The 16307-nt window shown below is 40.9% G+C and carries 12 protein-coding genes and 2 pseudogenes; 4 read left to right on the forward strand and 10 right to left on the reverse strand.

Annotated elements, in window-relative coordinates:
- Window positions 1-39: 39 nt before the first annotated feature.
- A pseudogene (locus tag FH976_RS06050) lies at window positions 40-207 on the reverse strand (integrase core domain-containing protein); the annotation flags it as partial.
- A 247-nt stretch (window positions 208-454) separates the two neighbouring features.
- Between FH976_RS06050 and FH976_RS06055 the strand changes: the two are divergent.
- A pseudogene (locus FH976_RS06055) lies at window positions 455-726 on the forward strand (IS4-like element ISMps1 family transposase); the annotation flags it as partial.
- Between the two features lie 53 nt (window positions 727-779).
- On the opposite strand, the gene FH976_RS06060 reads toward FH976_RS06055, so the two are convergent.
- Window positions 780-1679, reverse strand: a complete 900-nt coding sequence (locus tag FH976_RS06060) for a LysR family transcriptional regulator (protein ID WP_324187411.1) — start codon at window positions 1677-1679, stop codon at window positions 780-782.
- A 102-nt stretch (window positions 1680-1781) separates the two neighbouring features.
- Here FH976_RS06060 and FH976_RS06065 point away from each other — a divergent pair, with 102 nt between their 5' ends.
- Complete coding sequence (locus FH976_RS06065) at window positions 1782-2615, forward strand: FMN-dependent NADH-azoreductase (protein ID WP_228767351.1); 834 nt, start codon at window positions 1782-1784, stop codon at window positions 2613-2615.
- A gap of 271 nt (window positions 2616-2886) precedes the next feature.
- Here the strand turns inward: FH976_RS06065 and glmS are convergent, their stop codons facing one another.
- The gene (glmS, locus tag FH976_RS06070; RefSeq protein ID WP_194090003.1) at window positions 2887-4719 is read right to left on the reverse strand and encodes a glutamine--fructose-6-phosphate transaminase (isomerizing); all 1833 of its coding nucleotides are present in this window, start codon (window positions 4717-4719) and stop codon (window positions 2887-2889) included.
- Between the two features lie 119 nt (window positions 4720-4838).
- Complete coding sequence (locus tag FH976_RS06075) at window positions 4839-5606, reverse strand: DeoR/GlpR family DNA-binding transcription regulator (protein WP_194090004.1); 768 nt, start codon at window positions 5604-5606, stop codon at window positions 4839-4841.
- 274 nt (window positions 5607-5880) lie between these two features.
- Here FH976_RS06075 and nagB point away from each other — a divergent pair, with 274 nt between their 5' ends.
- Window positions 5881-6681 (forward strand): glucosamine-6-phosphate deaminase, encoded by an 801-nt coding sequence (gene nagB / locus FH976_RS06080; protein WP_194090005.1) that lies wholly within the window; start codon window positions 5881-5883, stop codon window positions 6679-6681.
- Between the two features lie 101 nt (window positions 6682-6782).
- Here nagB and FH976_RS06085 read toward each other — a convergent pair whose 3' ends face one another.
- The 3 genes from FH976_RS06085 to FH976_RS06095 form a co-directional block, all read right to left on the reverse strand.
- Window positions 6783-7319, reverse strand: a complete 537-nt coding sequence (locus tag FH976_RS06085; protein ID WP_194090006.1) for an MltR family transcriptional regulator — start codon at window positions 7317-7319, stop codon at window positions 6783-6785.
- A 54-nt stretch (window positions 7320-7373) separates the two neighbouring features.
- Window positions 7374-8522, reverse strand: coding sequence for a mannitol-1-phosphate 5-dehydrogenase (locus FH976_RS06090; RefSeq protein ID WP_194090007.1), 1149 nt, complete (start codon window positions 8520-8522; stop codon window positions 7374-7376).
- Window positions 8523-8605: 83 nt separating this feature from the next.
- A complete protein-coding gene (locus tag FH976_RS06095) occupies window positions 8606-10486 on the reverse strand; it encodes a PTS mannitol transporter subunit IICBA (RefSeq protein WP_194090008.1) in 1881 nt (626 codons plus the stop codon).
- 791 nt (window positions 10487-11277) lie between these two features.
- Between FH976_RS06095 and pykF the strand changes: the two genes are divergently transcribed.
- A complete protein-coding gene (pykF, locus tag FH976_RS06100) occupies window positions 11278-12690 on the forward strand; it encodes a pyruvate kinase PykF (RefSeq protein ID WP_194090009.1) in 1413 nt (470 codons plus the stop codon).
- Window positions 12691-12785: 95 nt separating this feature from the next.
- On the opposite strand, the gene ilvN is transcribed toward pykF, so the two are convergent.
- The 3 genes from ilvN to leuO form a co-directional block, all read right to left on the reverse strand.
- Window positions 12786-13280: an acetolactate synthase small subunit gene (gene ilvN, locus FH976_RS06105; protein ID WP_194090010.1), complete on the reverse strand. Its 495-nt coding sequence runs from the start codon at window positions 13278-13280 to the stop codon at window positions 12786-12788.
- A 1-nt stretch (window position 13281) separates the two neighbouring features.
- Window positions 13282-15000: an acetolactate synthase 3 large subunit gene (locus tag FH976_RS06110; RefSeq protein ID WP_194090011.1), complete on the reverse strand. Its 1719-nt coding sequence runs from the start codon at window positions 14998-15000 to the stop codon at window positions 13282-13284.
- Window positions 15001-15495: 495 nt separating this feature from the next.
- Window positions 15496-16307: transcriptional regulator LeuO (gene leuO, locus FH976_RS06115; RefSeq protein WP_194090012.1), on the reverse strand; the 812-nt coding region annotated here is incomplete at its 5' end.

A 16307-nucleotide genomic window follows, 5' to 3' on the forward strand; every position in this document is an offset into this window, starting at 1 on the left:
TGCCCCTCTTAAAGTTAGACATTTTTGTAATGCGGTTTCTAAGGCCTGATTTCGGTATTCTACTGGAGCCAGGCCTTTTAATTTAACCTTAATCCGATCGTTATTGTAATAATCAATATATTCATCAATACAGGTCATAAGATACTCAACACGGTCAAAGTGGTAACCGTAATACATTTCCGTTTTTAAAAGAGCGAAGAAGTTTTCTGCAACAATCTAGATGGGGTGCTTAGGTAAATAAAAGCAAGCGTCTAGTAAAGTGCACCTGCCAAATTTACTTACACCGCGATGCTGTGGATTTTCTAAAATCCATTGATGGCCTTGTATTGATTTACTCCCCCCTTAAATTATCGAATCTGGCCGAACTGTAATGAACCACTAATATTGGAGAGTTCTTAAGCCACTTTTTTCATCTGAGCATATTATACGTGCTAGGACAACAGTTAACCCTATGTGTAACTTACAAAAGTTTAACACTCGAAAAGCTACAATGATGGAATGATTGGTCTGGAGTAGTTGACTCTCATTGTTAGTTAAACGACGTGTAGGGTTAAGTGTTCAACAACTTACTGGGGTTGAGTTATCGACATTTATAGTTACTAAAAATACACAGGGTTGGTTTTATCCACTTATGGAATTGATAACGAAAAACATATTATCTAAGCTCAAAAAACGTGGAAAAGAACAATTCGTTTTCTGTCAAAATATGCCAAACGGGCCAAATAATCTATCTGGTTAAACTAAATGATGAAGACAGCCAAGTTTTGTTTATGCGGCGGTTACGAGCTAAGACGCCGCTGGAGATCGTCGAGTAGCCAACGTCCAGCCGGGCCAAGCGAATGATCTCGTTTGTGAGCGGCATAGATGGTTAATCCATCGCGTGGTGTTGGATCGTCTTGAATTTCAATTGACTTTAGCGACCCAGCTTTGAGATGAGCCATCACGAGATGCTCAGGCATTCGACACCAGCCTAAACCTGCTAGCAAAAAATCAAATCGGCGTCCTAGGTCAACAAAGCGCCATAGTCTCACACTCGCTAGTCCGTAGTTCGGGCTGTCGAGATCGATTGGATCGGATAGCACAAGCTGCACGTGAGGTTCAAGATCACTCGGAGTCGCCGGATCCGTGAGTGAAGCAAGAGGGTGTATAGGTGCAACCACGGGGTACATACCAATTCGCAGCAAAGGGTAAGCGACAATGTCCTCAGGTACTGCAGGTAACAGCAAACAAATAGCCAATACGGCCGACCCACTGCGCAGTCGCCGCAACGAACCTCCCAAGCCTTCAGTCGAGAAACTCACGGGAAGATCTGGAAACTTTTCGCTGAACGCTCGTAGGCTTTCTATAAGTGGCGTTGTCGGAACTAAGGGGTCAATAGCGAGCACAAGCTCAGGTTCAAGCCCTCCTCGGGTGTTTGCTGCAACCGCTTCGAACCTCGCCGCGCTCGCGAGTACCTGTCGAGCCTGATTGACAAGTACACGCCCGCTGTCGGTTAATTGTGGTCGATGTCCGTGCCGATCGAAGAGCACGACGCCCTGCATTGCTTCTAGCGTGGCTACGGTTTGGCTGATCGCTGATTGCACTCGTCTTAGCTTTCGACCGGCGGCTGAAAAGCTGCCGGTATCCGAGATCGTTACGAGGACCAGTAATTGGTCAAGGGTAAGGTTACCGATCATCATCAATCACAATTAGAGATAGAAAGTATCACTATTTAATCACTTAAAGTGAAGCTCTGCAATATATATACTAGCCCAATACAATCACACTCATGGATGGATTTCATGCATCCAACTTTCTTTATAAATCACGGCGGAGGACCTTGTTTCTTCCTTAAACCAGGAAAAATGCGGGCGAGCTGGAGCGAATTAGAAGGCTACCTTCGTGGTTTTGCTGAAGAGCTTTTCGAACGGTCAAGCGCTGAGCAAGCCGATTTCCGGCTTTCGCTTTGGCTGACCATATCTAAAGGAATATTATTTATGACTAAACTTCTTGTTATTGAAACCAGTCCACGTGGCAACGCGTCCATATCACGTCAGATGACCCGTTATTTTGTCGAGCAATGGCAAACTGCACATAAAAGCGGCGAAGTGATTGTCCGCGATCTCTCAGAGTCAGAGCTTCCGTATGTCAGCGCTGACTGGTTGCAAGCCTATTTTACACCAACCCCACAGCTCACACCGGAAATGAAAGAGCGATTGAGTCTATCGGACAAGCTAGTCGCCGAGCTGCTGGCAGCTGACCACATCGTCATCGCGACTCCGGTCTACAACTACAACATCCCAGCGGCACTAAAAGCTTGGGTTGATCATATTGTTCGCAAGGGGCTAACTCTCGGTTTCGATGGCCAAGGCTTAGTCAAAGGCAAAAAAGCGACTGTACTCCTTGCTTCTGGTGGTATTTATACCGAGGGATCGCCTATCCGAGATCGTGATATTGCAACACAGTATCTGCACCTCATTTTGAATGTGATCGGCATCACCGATATCACGATGGTGGCTGGTGGTGGCGCCAAGGTCGTGGATCTGCAAGAGCAAACAATGGATGCTTTCTTAGCTAAGCTGAAGCCCGACATTGAGTTGGCCGCTGTAAGCGATCTCTCATCCAAGGCGGTGTAGCAGAAAACAATGATGGCTGGGCTTCGTACAATCGTTGCCCACCTAATGCCTTACCCTAACTATGCAGACACTTTCCACTTTAAAACAGCTATTAGTGAAAGGTTATCAGTTAAGCTTCGACCAAATACTAATCTTGAGATCGGCTGGATAAACTGGCTTATTTGAGTCTGGCATAAAAATACCTCCTGATGCATTTAACATACACCAAGAGGTTATATTTTGATCAAACTTTATTATCCGACTACAAATACCAAGCCATTATTTTAAATAATTATTCCACCGTAACAGCCTTGGCTAGGTTCCTTGGTTGATCCACATCGGTGCCTTTAATTAAAGCAACATGATATGACAACAATTGCATCGGAATGGTGTAGTAAATCGGCGCGGTAATCTCACTAACATGCGGAAGGTTAATGATCTTCATGCTGTCATCACCCTCAAAGCCAGCGGCTTCATCAGCAAATACGTATAACAAACCACCACGCGCTCGCACTTCCTCAACATTCGATTTAAGCTTCTCAAGCAGTTCATTATTTGGTGCCACAACCACGACCGGCATATCGGCATCAATTAGCGCTAATGGACCATGTTTAAGCTCACCAGCCGCATAGGCTTCAGCATGAATATAAGAGATCTCTTTCAGTTTTAATGACGCTTCCATCGCAATAGGATAAAACTCACCACGCCCTAAAAATAAAGTATGGTGCTTATCGGCAAAATCAGGTGCTAGCGCTTCAATCTCTTTGTCATAAGCCAATACGGCTTCGATTTGAGCCGGTAATGCATGAAGCGCTTCGACGATTTCAGCTTCTTTTACGGCATCAATACGGTTTTGCTGTTTTCCCATCGCGGTCACTAACATTAACAAGCCAGCAAGTTGAGTGGTAAAAGCCTTGGTTGAAGCCACGCCAATTTCAGTACCCGCGTGAGTCATGAAAGCAAAATCCGACTCACGAACAAGTGAAGAACCTGCAACGTTACAAATTGTCATCGCCGCCATGTAGCCTTTCTCTTTGGCTAAACGAAGCGCGGCTAAAGTATCAGCGGTTTCACCAGATTGAGATAAGGTGATCAGCAAGCTATTTGGGCGAGTCACAAATTTGCGATAACGAAATTCAGAGGCAATTTCAACATCACAACTCACACCAGCCAAAGATTCAAACCAATAACGCGCTGTCATGCCAGCATTATAAGAGGTCCCACAGGCGATAATTTGCACGTGCTCCACTTTGGCTAAAATATCCGCCGCATTAATCCCAATACTTTCGGTGATAACCGTATCTTTGGTTAAACGTGCTTCCATCGTATTCATCAGTGCCGTTGGCTGCTCGAAGATTTCTTTTTGCATAAAGTGACGATATTGGCCTTTATCACCCGCATCATGCTCTGCATTCGATTCGGTAATATCACGAGTTATCAGCTCGCCACTTTTATCGAATACCGTAACTTCTCTGCGTGTCACTTCTGCAACATCACCCTCTTCTAAATACATGAATCGGCGAGTCACACTTAATAACGCTAATTGATCGGAGACAATAAAGTTCTCACCAACCCCTAAACCAATGACAATCGGGCTACCAGAGCGCGCCACCACAACCCGGCTTGGATCTTTGCGATCAAATACCACTGTGCCGTAAGCGCCATCTAATTGTTTTACCGCCTTTTGCAACGCTTCAACTAAAGTGCTAGAAGTTCGACGCTCCCATTCAACCAAATGGGCGATGACTTCAGTATCGGTTTGAGATTCAAACACATAGCCACGCTCACGTAACACTTCACGTAATGATTCATGATTCTCAATGATGCCGTTATGCACCACAGAAATATCAGCCGAAACATGCGGGTGAGCATTAATTTCAGAAGGTTCGCCATGAGTTGCCCAGCGAGTATGGGCAATGCCTGTACCGCCCAACACTTGAGTGGCTTCAACAGCGTCGGCTAACTCTTGCACTTTGCCTAAACGACGCACGCGAGTCATATTTGAATCTGCATCAACCACCGCAACACCGGCAGAGTCATAACCGCGATATTCCAAACGGCGTAAGCCTTCTACTAAAATTTCAATGACATCACGTTGTGCTACAGCACCAACAATTCCACACATAAATAAGTATCCTTTTATTTCTTTATCCGCAGCAAGCAAAGGCAGTAAAGAGAAGAGTTAAAATAATAAGTTTTTCACCAAGCTAATCGAGGTTGGATCCCCATGTAAGCCGAGATATGTTAATAATGTGTCCGTATTACTCGGACATCTTTAGATTCAATAATGGCCATATCTTGATCAGATAGCTGACTGTCGGTGACCAGAATATTAATTCCTTCCCAACCCAACTCTAGATTTGGCATTTTTCGGTGTATTTTTTCAGATTCGATCATCACAATCACTTCACGAGACACTTCAGCCATCACCTGACTCAAGCCGATCAATTCATTAAACGTGGTGGTTCCTCTTTCTAAGTCGAGTCCATCGGCACCAATAAATAGCTGATCAAAATCGTAAGATCGCAATACAGACTCAGCAACTTTGCCTTGAAATGATTCCGAATTGGTATCCCAGGTACCGCCAGTCATAATCAAAGTTGGTTCATTTTCTAATTCATTAATTGAATTAGCCAGTGCCAGTGAGTTAGTCATAACCACTAGCCCACGCTTACTTCCAAGTAATGGGATCAGCGCACCAGTCGTAGTGCCGTAATCAATCACAATACGGTTATAATCTTGAATTAAGGTTAATGCCGCTTTTGCTAACGCTTCTTTTTGTTTTGACGTGACTTCTGTTGCAACGCTATCTGTTACTTCTTTAGGTAATAAGATAGCCCCACCGTGGCGACGTAATAACTGACCACTGGTTTCTAATGCACTAAGATCTTTACGGATCGTCACCTCAGAAGTTTCAAACGTCAGCGCTAATTCATCAACACTAACTTCTCCCTTCTCTACTAATAAATGAACGATTTCATGACGTCGTAATTGCGTATTTCTTTTTCTCATATTTTTATATTAAACCTAAAATATCGAAAGATAATGATTTCGAATCGAAATATATTGTACTTGAAATGGCTTTACCTTCAATAAAAAAGTAACAAAAATATCAATTCGAAACTTTAATGTTTCAAATCAAAATAAAAGAGTGGCGATAAATGAAGCATATTAGGTAATGTTGAGGCAGATCAAGACTACAAAGGAATTGTCTATGAAAAGGATTCAACTTAATTTACAATAAAAAAAAACATCCATATGCAACATATTTGAAAAGGATAAAAACATGAGATTTATTCCATTAGTAAACGCAGAACAAGTCGGTAAATGGACTGCTCGTCATATCATTGGTCGTATCAATGCTTTCAATCCAACCGCTGATCGTCCATTTGTTTTAGGTCTTCCTACTGGCGGCACGCCTTTAACAACTTACAAGTATCTCATTGAAGCTTATAAAGAAGGCAAAGTAAGCTTTAAAAATGTTGTGACTTTTAATATGGATGAGTATGTAGGTATCGATCCTAACCATCCTGAATCTTATCGCTCATTTATGTATAACAACTTCTTTAATCATGTAGATGTTCAAGAAGAAAACATCAACCTACTTGATGGTAAAGCAGAAGATATCGATGCGCATTGCCAAGCTTATGAAGACAAAATCAGCTCATACGGTAAGATTAATTTATTCATGGGTGGCGTTGGTGTAGATGGGCATATTGCCTTTAATGAACCAGGTTCTTCTTTGTCTTCTCGTACTCGTATCAAAACGTTGACAGAAGAAACTCGCATCGTGAATTCTCGTTTCTTTAACGATGATCTAAACCTAGTGCCTAAATACGCATTAACGATTGGTGTTGCAACTTTGCTTGATGCAGAAGAAGTACTGATTTTGTCGCTTGGTCGCAATAAAGCACAAGCATTACAAATGGCAATTGAAGGTGCGGTTAATCACATGTGGACGGTTACCACTCTACAATTGCATCGTAAAGCGATCTTGATTGCTGATGAGTCTGCACAACAAGAATTAAAAGTAAAAACCGTAAAATACTTTTCAGAACTAGAAGCTGAAAATATTAAAGGTCTATAATTTTACGCCATTAAAAAAGTCGATCCCATGCAAATGGGATCGACTTTTTTGTAGTTGTATACCCAGCGAGATGGAAAATAAGACGGATATAAACATTACATTTATGAAGTTAAAGCATTACTTTTGGCAAGCACCGTTAGCATATCGGTAACGGCTAATGTGATAGTTGAAATAACTTTTTGTGTGTAGTTATCAATATACATATCGTGCATAGACTCAGAAAGATCTTCCATGACGCTATTGTCAAAGTAAATTGGCATGATTTTCTGGATCGCGTGAACTTTATTCAATTCAAAAATGACATCAGTCTCTAAAAAACTCACCTCATTATCTTGAACTTTCACCCACCTTTTAAGCGTAACGAAAATATCAACATCATCATAAAAATCTTTGCTTATTACTCCAAGCCCTAACAACAGCTTACCTCTTATTAAAATATCAGAAAGAGGTCCATCGCTAGTCAATAACGGTTCAACAACATATTTAACGGCATAATCATCTTTATAAAAAATACGTTTTAATAATGAATCAATGCCATCTTCCAAGACGTCATAAGCCACCATCAAACATTCCGATGCAGTTTTAGACTCAGCTAGAGCTTCAAGTAAATCACTTTCTAGTGGGACATTAATTGACATATTTTTCCAAAATCAAGATACAACAAAACTGCTGCACCTTAACTTAATCGTAAGTTACTTCAGTTCTAAATAAATTTCGTGCGCTATTCTAACAACTTCCGCTTCGCTATCCAATTGGGAATAGTGCGCTAATGTTTCATCAAATCCTTTCGCTTTAAACATTTGTTGTAACTCAACCGCTTGAGGATCATCTGCATTTTCATAATGGAAAGCAGCCGCGATTCCTTTCAATAAATGTTTATTGGGAAGACCATACTCTAGCGTGCCATTAAGTGGTTTGATTAAACGATCTTGTGGGCTTAATTTGCGGATTGGTTGGCGACCAACACGATCAACCTCATCACGAAGATATGGGTTAGCAAAGCGACCTAGGATTTTTTCGATATAAGCGGCATGTGCTTCTTTATCAAACCCATATCGTCTAATCAAAACCTCACCACTTTCTTGCATGGCGGCTTTTACTTCAGTACGAATCGCAGGATCATTAATCGAATCCATAATGGTTTCATGATGAGCTAACACACCTAAATAAGCAGTAATTAAATGTCCGGTGTTTAAGGTAAATAACTTACGCTCAACAAATGCCATCAAATTATCAGTACATTCCATTCCTGGGATATTGGGTATCTCACCTTTAAATTGAGTTTGATCGACAATCCACTCGCTAAAGGTTTCAACTGTCACCGCTAGAATATCGGTTTCACCCTTTTCAGCAGGTGGAACAATACGGTCAACCGCTGAATCAACAAATCCAACATAGACGTCAACTTGGGCTTGAATCTCTTCGCTTAAATGAGAATAAACAGCATTACGGAGTTGCGTTGTCCCGCGAACCATATTCTCACAGGCAATGATGTTGAGTGGTTTGGTATTACCTAAACTCAGCCTCTTCTCAATACCCTGCGCAATGGTTTTTGAAATAATATTAAGAACGGTTGGACCTACGGCGGTGGTAATTAAATCAACGTTAGCAATAACGTCAATCACCTCATCACTAGTCGAATTAATAGCCGTGACGTTTTTAACCGTTTCAACAACACACTTTTCACCTACGACTTTCACCGAGTATTCATTTCGCTTAGCCAGCGCTTCAACTACCGCTTCATTCACATCAGCAAAAATAACCTTGATTCCAGCGTCAGATAACAATTTACCAATAAAACCACGACCGATATTCCCAGCACCAAAATGTAAAGCCTGCATATTTTTCACCTTAACGTTCAATTCATTTAGATCTATCAAGGCCTGCGTAACAGGCCTTTCAAATTTCAGTCAATTTTTATATTTTATTGACTATTAAGAATACGAAGAACATCTTCCGGATTAGTGGTTGATTTCAGTGTTTCAATCGCTTCTTCATCATCTAATGCATTTGTGATAGCGGTAATTACATGAATATGTTCATCACCTTTAGCTGCGATACCTATGATCAATTTAGCAATTGAATCCTCATCTTCTCCCCACTGAACACCAGCAGGAAACTGACAGAAAACAATACCGGTATTCTTAACATATTTTTTTGCATCTATAATGCCATGTGGAACCGCAATAGACTCACCTAGATAGGTTGAAACTTGTTTTTCACGATCGAGCATTCCTTGAATATATTCCTCAGACACATTTCCTTGCTTGACCAGTTGCTCACCAACAAACTTAATAATGTCGGTTTGGTTCGTCTCTGTCATTCCAAGAAAAATACTTTCTTTCGTTAGCTTAAAAGGCGATGTTGATGGAGTAACGTCAGCAGCCTTGACCACATTTTTATTCGTATCATTAGCGGCAAGTAATTCAGCGACTAAATTGTCATACACACTGGCTTCTAAGAAATTCGTTAACGAAATATGCAGTGCATTCTGTGCATGAGTTTTCGCTCGATCCGTTAGATCTTTGTGCGTAATGACGATATCGACATCTTGAGGTAAATTATTGATTGCCATGTTAGTCACTGAAATATCTAAACCAGCAGCCTGTACTTTTTTACGCAACAAGCTAGCGCCCATTGCACTTGAGCCCATACCAGCATCACAAGCAACAATGATATTTTTCACTGCCGCCATATTGATGGTGGCTGAAGATCCGCCTTTTGAAGAAGCTTTCATACTTTTCATTTTTTCAGCCGCTATCTCTAATGAGTCATCATCATCAGTTTGCTTTTGTGTTTTCATTAGCAAAGAAGCGACAAAGAAAGAGACCGCGGTTGAAGCAATTACGGATAAAACCACACCAATAAGTGAGGCTTTCGGCGTCATTAATAGAACCGCAAATATAGAACCTGGAGAGGCAGGAGAAATCAGGCCAGCATTAAATAGCGTTAAAGTGAATACTCCTGTCATACCACCAGCAATAACAGCAAGAATAAGACGCGGATTCATTAATACATATGGGAAGTAAATTTCGTGTATACCACCAAAGAAGTGAATGATAGATGCACCAGCAGCCGATTGCTTCGCATTACCTTTACCAAACACCATGTAGGCCAATAGAAGACCAAGACCTGGCCCTGGATTTGCTTCAATTAAGAAGAAAATTGAACGCCCTGTTTCTTGAGCTTGCTGTACACCGAGCGGCGTAAAGATGCCATGATTAATCGCATTGTTTAAGAATAGGATTTTTGCAGGTTCTACAAAAATTGAAGTCAGTGGCAGTAAACCCGCATCAACAAGAAATTGAACTCCTGAAGCAAGGCCAGATGTTAAGACTTTAACCGCTGGACCAACAACAATATAAGCGATGATGGCGCAAATCATACCAACAATACCGGCTGAGAAGTTATTCACTAACATCTCAAACCCGCTCTTCACTTTCCCATCGACAGCTTCATCAAATTTCTTAATGGCAAGACCACCTAATGGACCAACGATCATTGCCCCCATGAACATAGGGATATCAGTACCAACAATAACCCCCATTGTTGTAATCGCACCCACAACAGCACCACGATCACCACCAATCATACGACCACCCGTATAGCCAATCAGCAATGGCAATAAGTAAGTGATCATTGGGCCAACCATTGACGCTAAAGTTTCATTTGGAACCCAGCCAGTTGGTATAAATAAAGCAGTAATAAAACCCCAAGCAATGAATGCGCCAATATTAGGCATAACCATGTTGGATAAAAAACGACCAAAGTTCTGAACCTTGATTTTAGCATCAGGTGATATCATAAAATGACCTCGTCAGTGGTATCTAAGTTTGGGTTTAAAGACCCAATATTTGTATTAAGAAGTTATTTAAATCTAACACAATATTTTCAAAGTACATCACCAACACAAATATGTGATAAAAATCACTAAATATAACCATAAGGCAAAAAATAAAAGTGACACCAATCACAAAAATAACGTAAATGAATTACAATCATGAAGTTAATGGTAATGAGCACCAACAAAAACAAGATACAGATCACATAAATAACAATGGCATCCCAAAATAAATTACGATCGAGATCACAAAATAAAAATAAAGAAATAAAAAACAGTTTATTAAACCATCAATTATTCACTACTAATTCATAAAACAGAATTATACGTAATAAAATTACACAAATAACACCCCCAAAATTAATCTTCTCGCCGTACCCATCTTCAAGTTACGATCTCTAGAGTTGCGCTGGCTTTTTATTAATCTTATTTATTTCACGGATAAAAATAATGGTTTCTGACAAAAGGTTGTCCTAAGACAAGTAAGATTCGTGATCTTACCGACAAAGACTGGTAAAATTCCTACCTCAATTAAGAAAATTAATTACAGGTATTTAGGCTTATCTAAATCTTGCAAACGAACGATAGTGAAAAGATGATCGCTATCACGCAAGCGATCCAGTAAATACCCGCTACACTGTATGACAGCATTTCTGTTTTGATAAACATCGAATTATCTTACTGAGGTAATTGAATGCCTTATCCGAACTCATAAAATTTGAAATTGTGATATTACTACCGGAGAGTACTTCTACATGAAAAAGACCAAAATCGTATGTACGATTGGCCCAAAAACTGAATCTGTTGAGAAACTAACTGAACTTGCAAATGCAGGCATGAACGTAATGCGTTTGAACTTCTCACACGGTGATTTTGCTGAACATGGCGCTCGTATTGATAATCTTCGCCAAGTAATGAAGAACACTGGTAAGCAACTTGCTATTCTGCTTGATACTAAAGGCCCTGAAATTCGTACCATCAAACTAGAAAATGGTGACGATGTTGCGCTAATTGCGGGTCAAGAGTTTACGTTTACGACTGATACATCTGTTGTTGGTAACATTAATACTGTTGCAGTTACTTATCCTGGCTTTGCTCAAGACCTTACCGCTGGTGACACAATCCTAGTCGATGATGGCCTAATTGAGATGGTTGTGGTTGCAACTACCGAAACTGAAGTTAAGTGTAAAGTACTTAACAACGGTGACCTAGGTGAAAACAAAGGTGTTAACCTTCCTGGCGTTTCAGTAAAACTTCCAGCTCTTGCAGAAAAAGATAAAGCTGATCTTAAATTTGGTTGTGAGCAAGGCGTCGATTTTGTTGCCGCATCTTTTATCCGTAAAGCGGATGATGTGAAAGAAATTCGTGAGCTTTTAGTCGCTAACGGTGGCGCAGATATCCAAATCATCTCTAAAATTGAGAACCAAGAAGGCGTTGATAACTTTGACGAAATTCTTGAAGCCTCTGACGGCATCATGGTTGCTCGTGGCGATCTAGGTGTTGAGATTCCAGTTGAAGAAGTAATCTTCGCTCAGAAAATGATGATCGAGAAATGTAACCGCGCTCGTAAAGTGGTTATCACTGCAACTCAAATGCTTGATTCTATGATCAAAAACCCACGTCCAACTCGCGCAGAAGCGGGCGATGTAGCGAATGCAATCATGGATGGAACCGACGCTGTAATGCTTTCTGGTGAATCTGCAAAAGGTAAATACCCGGTTGAAGCCGTTACTATCATGGCTCAAATCTGTGCTCGTACTGATCGCGCATTGAAAGCTGAATTAAGCTCACGCCTAGACAGCCCACGTTTACGTATCACTGAAGCTGTATGTAAATCAGCAGTAGAAACCGCTGAGAAACTTGCCGCACCAGTTATCGTTGTGGCAACAGAAGCGGGTAAATCTGCTCGTTCTATTCGTAAATACTTCCCGACAGCAAAAATCATTGCCGTAACGACGAATACGAAAACAGCGGCACAACTTTGCTTATCTAAAGGTGTGACTCCAATCGTTGTTGATGCGATTAATGATACTGAAGATTTCTACCTTCAAGGTATGGCTTTAGCGCTAGAAATTGGCTATGGCGAGAAAGGCGACATTGCTGTTATGGTTTCTGGTGCTTTAGTACCATCAGGCACAACTAACACTTCTTCTGTACACGTTCTTTAATTTAGAACGCCCCGACCTTATTTAGGACGGGACAGAGAACAAACAAAAAGGAGACCAATATGGTCTCCTTTTTTATTTTTCAATAATTAAAATAGTTACACTCTTAATGATCTCTCACCACGGGCAATCCCCACTACGCCACTACGCGCAACTTCAATTACATCCGTCATTTCTGAGACCGCTTTAATAAACGCATCGAGTTTCTCACTATCACCCGCTAATTGAATGGTGAATAAAGAAGCCGTAACATCAACGATTTGGCCTCGAAATACTTCGGATAAGCGATGAACTTCCGCGCGAGCAAAACCACTAGCCTTGACCTTTACTAGCATCAACTCTCGTTCTACATACGCTTGCTCTGTCACTTCTTGAACTTTTAATACATCGACAAGCTTATGTAAGTGCTTTTCAATTTGCTCTAGCACAAGCGCATCACTTGCGGTCGTTATGTTTAAACGAGATAACGTAGGATCGTCGGTAGCTGAAACGGTAAGAGATTCGATGTTATAGCCACGCTGTGAGAATAAGCCAACAACACGAGATAAAGAACCGGCTTGGTTTTCTAATAATAATGAAATGATATGTCTCATATTAAGTTCTCTCCGTTTTGCTTAGCCACATCTTATCCATACTTTCCCCTTTAACTTGCATTGGGTAAACATGCTCAGTTTCATCAACATTAATATCAATAAAGACTAACCGATCTTTCATATCCAGCGCTTTTTTCAAACCAGCCTCAAGATCTTCAGGTTTATCAATACGAATACCAACATGCCCATAAGCTTCGGCAATCGCAGCAAAATCTGGTACGGAGTCCATATAAGAATGCGAGTGACGACCTTGATAAATAATATCTTGCCACTGTTTTACCATGCCTAAAAATCGGTTATTAAGGTTAACAATTTTCACCGGAATATCGTATTGCAAGCAAGTTGACAACTCTTGGATATTCATTTGAATACTGCCATCGCCAGTCACACAGACTACTTCCTCTTGAGGCATTGCAAATTTAACGCCCATAGCGGCTGGTAAACCAAATCCCATGGTGCCCAAACCGCCTGAATTAATCCAACGACGCGGTTTATCAAATGGATAATAAAGCGCTGCAAACATTTGGTGCTGACCAACATCGGAAGTAACGTAAGCATCACCATTGGTCAACTTATACAGTGTTTCGATAACTTGTTGAGGTTTAATGCGATCGGTTGTGCGATCAAACTCTAAGCATTTACGATTCTTCCAACCTTGTAACTCTAGCCACCAAGTTTCAATTGCTTCACTATCTTGTTTTGTCTCTTTTTCGGCTAACTGCTTTAACATGCTATCGAGCACTTCATCTGCAGACCCTACAATCGGCAAATCGGCATGGATGGTTTTGGAGATCGAAGATGGATCAATATCGATATGCATGATCTTGGCATTCGGGCAATATTTCTCAACATTATTAGTGGTTCGATCATCAAAACGAACGCCAACACCAAAAATTAAATCTGCATTATGCATTGCCATATTAGCTTCATAGGTACCATGCATTCCGAGCATACCTAACGAGTTCTTATGCGTGGCAGGAAATGCACCAAGTCCCATCAACGTACTCACAACAGGTAAGTTTAACGCTTCCGCTAATTTAATAAGCTGCTGACTCGCTTCCGCAATGATTGCACCGCCACCAACATATAAAACGGGTTTCTTGGCTTCAAGTAATGCTTTCAAGCCTTTTTTAATCTGCCCTTTATGACCCGATGTTGTCGGATTATAAGATCGCATTTGTACATCATCAGGATAGTGATAAGGGAATTTTTCAAGAGGATTTAATACGTTTTTAGGTAAATCAACCACGACAGGGCCAGGACGCCCCGTAGATGCAAGATAAAATGCTTTTTTGATTACGTTAGGAATGTCTTCAGCCTTTTGGACTAAAAAGCTGTGTTTTACAACTGGGCGAGAGATCCCAACCATATCGCATTCTTGAAAGGCATCATAACCAATTAAATTACTCGGCACTTGCCCAGATATCACCACCATTGGTGCCGAATCCATATAAGCGGTCGCGATACCTGTAATGGTATTGGTTGCACCAGGTCCAGAGGTCACAAGAACGACACCCACCTTCCCTGTTGCGCGAGCATAGCCATCAGCCATGTGCGTCGCGGCTTGTTCATGACGAACTAATACATGCTCAATATCACTTTTCTCATGCAATGCATCGTAGATATCAAGAACTGAACCGCCAGGGTAACCAAAGATGTGTTCAACACCTTCATCAATCAAAGAACGAACAACCATGTCCGCACCGGATAACATTTCCATGTTGCCTCCATTTTAACTCACCTAATGAGGTTGCCTCGCTCGCTCATTCGGTAAATCTTACATAGTTAGGGCTTATTTTTAGCCTAAATGAAGATGCGTATCATCCTACAACTTGTACCAACGAGGGGAACGAAATGAATACCATCTTTTCTATGTACCCCTTAAATCGATCATAATCGACTAAGGAGGTGCATTGCTGAGCGATAAAGCGCCAACTCAGTTACTTTACCTTCATACCCCTACTTCGTCTATGGGGTAAAATGTAGCCACAATTCACTTTGGCGGTCGTTTTGTTACTTGTAAGAATAATTATCTAGAAATTAAACGAAAACAATCCCTAATCACTCACTTCACACTGAAAAACAAACATAAAATATTAACCATTTTTTTACATAGATCACACTTCACTAATCCTAGCCCCAGATTAAAATACAAAAAAGCGCAGATCCGAAGATTCTGCGCTTTATCATTTCAAATAATAGTCCGTTAAATCTATTACATATTTTCAGCTAAAGTTTCACCACAAATAAGCATCAACTGATCACGCATCCAAATATGGCCTTTATCTTTTTCACTTGATTCGTGCCAGCTTAAATAGCCTGCTGCTTTATTATTTTCAAATGGGTAAGCCAATACCTTATAGTTTGCTCGGTTTGGCATAATATCCATTAACCAACGAGGTACAACCGTCACTAATTCAGATTGACTCACAACATAAAGAACGTTGGCTAATCCTGTCCCTTGATAAGAAGCTTGGCATCCACTTTCGATTCCATATACTCGCTCAGAAAAACTGCTGATACCATTTAATTTCGATAGTGTTGCATGCTTTTCCGCTAGAAACTCTTGCTCTGTTATCTCTAAACCAATGCGTGGATGGCTTGCAGAAACAACGACCACTAGTTCATCGCTAAAAATTTCAGTACTTGAATATCCAGGTGCATCAAAACGTGCATAATCAATCACAAAATCAACTTCCTGATAACGTAATTTTTCGGCTAAATTACTATCACACTCAGCATCAAGGTGAAGCTGAATACTTGGTTCTTTTCCTGCAATGCCACTCATTATTCGAGGTGCAAAGCGGATATCCGATGGGCTGCATACTGCCAGCTTAAATATGCGATCTGAGGTGTCAGGTAGAAAAATTGAATTTGGTAATTCATTGCGAACTAATTGCAGAGCTTGACGTAGTGAACCAAACAATTGGCGAGCACGTTGAGTGGGTTGGATCCCACGTCCATGACGCATAAATAATTCGTCATTAAACATAACTTTTAATCGAGCAACAGCATTACTAACCGCTG

Source organism: Vibrio hibernica (assembly GCF_015223435.1).
Classification (GTDB): Bacteria; Pseudomonadota; Gammaproteobacteria; order Enterobacterales; family Vibrionaceae; genus Vibrio; species Vibrio hibernica.

Bases quoted from the DNA above. Each gene is read 5' to 3' on its own strand.
- FH976_RS06060 (WP_324187411.1), bottom strand. From the start codon at position 1,679: ATGATGATCGGTAACCTTACCCTTGACCAATTACTGGTCCTCGTAACG.
- FH976_RS06110 (WP_194090011.1), bottom strand. From the start codon at position 15,000: ATGGAAATGTTATCCGGTGCGGACATGGTTGTTCGTTCTTTGATTGAT.
- FH976_RS06090 (WP_194090007.1), bottom strand. From the start codon at position 8,522: ATGCAGGCTTTACATTTTGGTGCTGGGAATATCGGTCGTGGTTTTATT.
- FH976_RS06095 (WP_194090008.1), bottom strand. From the start codon at position 10,486: ATGATATCACCTGATGCTAAAATCAAGGTTCAGAACTTTGGTCGTTTT.
- FH976_RS06065 (WP_228767351.1), top strand. From the start codon at position 1,782: ATGCATCCAACTTTCTTTATAAATCACGGCGGAGGACCTTGTTTCTTC.
- glmS (WP_194090003.1), bottom strand. From the start codon at position 4,719: ATGTGTGGAATTGTTGGTGCTGTAGCACAACGTGATGTCATTGAAATT.
- ilvN (WP_194090010.1), bottom strand. From the start codon at position 13,280: ATGAGACATATCATTTCATTATTATTAGAAAACCAAGCCGGTTCTTTA.
- FH976_RS06085 (WP_194090006.1), bottom strand. From the start codon at position 7,319: ATGTCAATTAATGTCCCACTAGAAAGTGATTTACTTGAAGCTCTAGCT.
- nagB (WP_194090005.1), top strand. From the start codon at position 5,881: ATGAGATTTATTCCATTAGTAAACGCAGAACAAGTCGGTAAATGGACT.
- pykF (WP_194090009.1), top strand. From the start codon at position 11,278: ATGAAAAAGACCAAAATCGTATGTACGATTGGCCCAAAAACTGAATCT.
- FH976_RS06075 (WP_194090004.1), bottom strand. From the start codon at position 5,606: ATGAGAAAAAGAAATACGCAATTACGACGTCATGAAATCGTTCATTTA.